This is a genomic window from Phaeobacter sp. (assembly GCF_022825805.1).
GTDB lineage: Bacteria > Pseudomonadota > Alphaproteobacteria > Rhodobacterales > Rhodobacteraceae > Phaeobacter.
Window position 1 is genome coordinate 1 of record NZ_JAJDWC010000029.1, and the last position, 3580, is coordinate 3580.

General features: G+C 56.2%; 2 protein-coding genes and 2 pseudogenes. All 4 read left to right on the top strand.

Going from position 1 to position 3580, the window contains the following annotated elements; genetic code table 11:
• Positions 1 to 139 (top strand): annotated as a pseudogene (locus Q0C28_RS03320) (IS5/IS1182 family transposase); the annotation flags it as partial.
• Positions 120 to 578 (top strand): annotated as a pseudogene (locus tag Q0C28_RS03325) (dihydrodipicolinate synthase family protein); the annotation flags it as partial. The pseudogenes Q0C28_RS03320 and Q0C28_RS03325, both read left to right, overlap by 20 nt.
• 3 nt (positions 579 to 581) lie before the next feature.
• Complete coding sequence (locus tag Q0C28_RS03330; RefSeq protein ID WP_293573231.1) at positions 582 to 2081, top strand: aldehyde dehydrogenase; 1500 nt, start codon at positions 582 to 584, stop codon at positions 2079 to 2081.
• On the top strand, positions 2078 to 3418 hold the full coding sequence (locus tag Q0C28_RS03335; RefSeq protein ID WP_293573232.1) for an FAD-binding oxidoreductase: 1341 nt from the start codon (positions 2078 to 2080) through the stop codon (positions 3416 to 3418). The genes Q0C28_RS03330 and Q0C28_RS03335 overlap by 4 nt, the downstream gene beginning before the upstream one ends.
• The last annotated feature ends 162 nt before the right edge of the window (positions 3419 to 3580 follow it).

Sequence of the window (3580 nt, forward strand, 5' to 3'; positions counted from 1 at the left end):
CGAGCGGTTCTTTGGCAGGCTGAAAGCCTCGTTCCGTCGCATCGCAACCCGATACGAAAAGACGTCACGCAATTTCCTGTCGATGATCAAACTGGCATCCGTCAGACTGTGGATCGAGTTTTATGAGTCGGCTGCCTAGAAACTTTTGCGGGATCAAGGAAAGCTCGGGCGACATCAACCGCTTACATTTACTGGCGAGAGACTACCCCCATATCCAGCTGGGTTGTGGCATGGATGATCAAGCCTTGGAGTATTTTGCCTGGGGCGCCCCGTTCTGGGTATGTGGTGGATCCAATTTCCTGCCGCGGGAACACCTGGCGCTTTACAACGCCTGCGTGATTGAAGGCAATTTCAGCAAAGGGCGGCGTATCATGTCAGCGATGATGCCGTTGATGCGAGTGCTCGAACAGGGTGGCAAGTTCATCCAGACCATCAAACATGGTGTTGTTATGAACGGCATTCAGTCCGGTGCGATGCGTGCGCCGCTGACCGGGTTGAACAAAGACGACAAACGGGCACTGGAACAAGTTGTGCGCGTCTTAAAACAAAAAATCGCAGATATTGAGGCGGAGGGTTGATCCATGTCGCTGCTTACACACGATGAGTACAAATCCATTGCCGCCGGACTGGATCTGCCGACAGGCGCATTTATCGACGGAAAATTCTGTCCAGCCATCTCCGGCGATACTTTTGAGACAGTGAATCCGGCCACTGGTGAACCTCTCGCGCGTATCGCAGCCTGCGGCGGCGCCGATGTGGATTTTGCGGTCGAAAAAGCGCGTGAGGCGTTTGAGGATGGGCGTTGGTCAAAGCTCGCGCCTGCGGAGCGCAAAGACGTTCTGATCCGTCTATGCAAGCTGATCACCCGCAACGCCCGTGAATTGGCGGTTATGGAAAGCCTAGACAGCGGGAAGACGATTTTTGACTGTGAAACGGTTGATCTTCCAGAGACCATTAATTGTCTGAAGTGGCACGCTGAAGCGATCGACAAAATGTATGATCAGGTGGCTCCGTCGTCTGACGATCATATTGCGATGGTCGTGCGTGAGCCGATTGGTGTGGTTGGGTTGGTCCTGCCCTGGAATTTCCCCCTGCTGATGCTGGCCTGGAAGATTGGGCCTGCCTTGGCCGCCGGTTGTTCGGTTGTTGTAAAGCCTGCTGCAGAAACCACGTTGACGACCCTGCGCTTGGCTGAACTGGCGGCAGAGGCTGGCCTGCCACGGGGGGTTTTGAACATTGTACCAGGCGGTGGCCGCGATGTGGGCGAGCCCATCGGTCGTCATATGGACATCGACATGGTGTCGTTCACGGGATCGACAGTCACTGGCAAGAAATTTTTGACCTATTCGGCAGAGAGCAACGCAAAGGAAGTTGTTCTTGAGATGGGCGGAAAGAACCCCGCCATCGTCATGGACGATGCTGAAAACCTGGATCGGGTGGCCGCCCATATTGTGAACGGTGCGTTCTGGAATATGGGGGAAAACTGTTCTGCGACCTCTCGTTTGATTGCCCATAAGGACATCAAAGCGGAACTGCTGGAGCGGATTTCGCACCACGCCCAACAGTGGAATGTTGGTGAGCCACTCAATCCCGAAACCCGTATCGGCGCGCTTGTGTCAAAGGCGCATTTTGACAAAGTTTGCGGCTATTTGGAAAATCCTGGTAATCTGGTTCTTGGCGGTGGGTCATTTGACGGGGCGTTTGTTGAGCCAACTGTCGTAGAACTGCCGAGCCATAATGCGACCTTGGCGAAGGAAGAGATCTTCGGACCTGTGCTCGCGGTGGTCGAAGTCGCAAGTTTTGAGGAAGCGATCCAGATGGCCAATGAAACAGAATATGGTCTTTGCGCCTCGATCTTTACCGCCAATGCCAAACGAGCCATCCGGGGCGCGCGCGCCATCCAGGCTGGTACTGTCACCGTCAACAGCTTCGGCGAAGGTGACATCACCACGCCATTTGGTGGATACAAACAGTCCGGTTTTGGGGGGCGGGACAATTCAGTCCATGCGCATGATCAGTACACGCAGCTGAAAACGATATGGATCGATCTCGCCGATGACATGGATGGGGCGGTGGTTTGAACGGCTATCACGCGAAATCCCTGCCGCATCATAGGGGTGCGGCAGCTTGGAATGTGATCCTGGGCGGGCAAAGCCCTGCCCAGCCTTTGGATGAGGCAACAACAGCAGATTTCACCGTGATCGGCGCGGGTTTTGCGGGTCTTTCAGCTGCGCGGCGGCTGAAACAGCTGCAACCGAATGCAAAGGTTGTCGTATTGGACGCGGGTCGCGTTGGAGAAGGCGCGGCGGGGCGCAATTCCGGTTTCATGATTGATCTGCCGCATGACCTCGCCTCGGATAACTACTCAGGGCCCGGCAATGATAGAAAGCTGATCGATTTGAACCGTCGCGCCATTGCGTTTGCGAAGGACGCGGTGGAAACATATCAGATCAAATCCGACTATTTCGATCCCGTCGGCAAGGTGAACGGAGCGGCCAGCGAAGCCGCACTCGCGCACAATCGGAGCTATTCACAGCATCTGACAACACTGGGCGAACACAGTGAGGAACTTGATGCGCAGCAGATGACGGAACTGACCGGCTCGCGCCACTACCTCGGTGGGGTTTATACACCTGGGACAGTGATGTTGCAGCCTGCAGGCTACGTCCGGGGCCTGGCCGCGGGTCTGTCCGGAGATGGGGTCGAGATCTACGAGGACTCGCCCGTCCTGCGATTTGAAAAGGCGGGGCAATCCTGGGAAGTGGTCACCCCAGCTGGAAAAGTCTCCACCGGTCGGATCATTCTCACGGTTAACGGTCATCTTGAGAGCTTCGGGATTGCGCGTGGGCGGCTGATGCAGGTGTTTCTCTATGCCGTCATGACCCCTGAGTTAACAGCTGATCAGCTGAAATCACTTGGCGGACAGCCGCGTTGGGGGGTTACGCCATCTGATCCGATGGGAACCACTATGCGCCGGATCGATACGGGGCAGGGCGGCAACAGGATCATCACCCGCACATGTGCGACTTTGCGCTCCGGTATGCGCACCAAACCAGGCGATCTGGCCCGGGCCGCCTCCGTGATGCAGGCTAAGTTTGAACAGAGATTCCCCCAAATGGCGGGTCTTAAGATGGAACATGAATGGGCCGGCCATCTTTGTCTGACGCTGAATTCAGTGTCATATGCCCATATGATCGAGGAGGGCGTCTATTCTGGGTGTGTCCAGAATGGGCTTGGCACGGCCAGGGGTACGTTGACCGGTATCAGCGCGGCGGAATTGGCTTGTGGTGTATCCTCAGACATCAGCGCGTTTTTCAATGCAGAAGCAGCCCCCAAACGCTTGCCGCCGCAACCCTTTCGCGAGGTGGGTGCAAATGCTGTCCTGCGTTGGAAAGAATGGCGCGCGCGGGTGGATTGATGCCGCGCGCGGCCGATGGCCTGGGTGTCGAGAACATTCTGAATTGTCCGGTGTAGGTAACATGCCAATTGTCCGCTTCAGTTAGTACCGCAGCAGCCCAAATCGGAACGAGCCGTAGGCGACTGGAGATTTGGGCTGCTGCGTTCGCACGCGTCGAAGCGG

Bases quoted from the DNA above. Each gene is read 5' to 3' on its own strand.
- Q0C28_RS03330 (WP_293573231.1), top strand. From the start codon at position 582: ATGTCGCTGCTTACACACGATGAGTACAAATCCATTGCCGCCGGACTG.